This window comes from Marinococcus halophilus, from assembly GCF_002265875.1.
GTDB classification, from domain to species: domain Bacteria; phylum Bacillota; class Bacilli; order Bacillales; family Marinococcaceae; genus Marinococcus; species Marinococcus halophilus.
In genome coordinates this window covers 1-695 of record NZ_NPFA01000053.1, presented here as the reverse complement: position 1 = coordinate 695, position 695 = coordinate 1, and the positions used below count along the sequence as shown (strand labels likewise).

The following is a 695-nucleotide window of genomic DNA, read 5'->3' as shown; positions in this document are numbered from 1 at the left end:
TGACAGCTGGTACGCATCGGAAAAACTGATCCGTACCGTCCGGGACCGGGGCTGGCATTTTATCGGTGCCATTAAAAGCAACCGGGTGCTCGAGACGGACCCCATGCCGCTACCAGCCAGAGACTGGGCCCAACGGGCCCGGCAGGTGAAAGATCCGGACCTTGTGACCGTCCGGGCTACCACGTATGAAATGGTTCGGTTTCAGGGACGGTTGAAAGGCGGCCTTTCAGGCGTCGTCGTTGGTTCCCGAGCTTTTGCTTCTCACGAAGCGTACCGGTTTTTCTTTTCCACCGATTCCTCGATGACTGCGGAGGACGTCTTATCCTGGTATCAGCACCGGTGGGCAATTGAAACCTTTTTTCAGGAAGCCAAGGGCAAGCTGTCGATGGGCGGGTACCGACTGCGGAGCGCTTCAGCGATCCGACGCTACCTGCTGCTYCTCCAAACCGCCTGGCTGCTGCTGGCCTGGRCGTTTGCGGGYACCATCAGCGAGGCCTTTCATGCCAGCCACCAGGACCACCGGCGACGGGAGATTGCGGATATTTACCAGCGCGCCCRGGCGGGCGCGACCCTGGARAGCGTGTATRAMRCYTACCKCGTGGCCTGACCCGCAAAGCCATCGGTTGGATGATATTGTCGATGATTTCCAATATTTAAATCCATGACCAACAATTGTTTTCAAAACTGCAACATAA

1 protein-coding gene is annotated in these 695 nt (G+C 57.1%); it reads left to right on the top strand.

The window, feature by feature from the left end:
- On the top strand, positions 1-607 hold a 607-nt coding region (locus tag CHL76_RS16705; RefSeq protein ID WP_143747489.1), incomplete at its 5' end, for a transposase.
- Positions 608-695 lie beyond the last annotated feature (88 nt).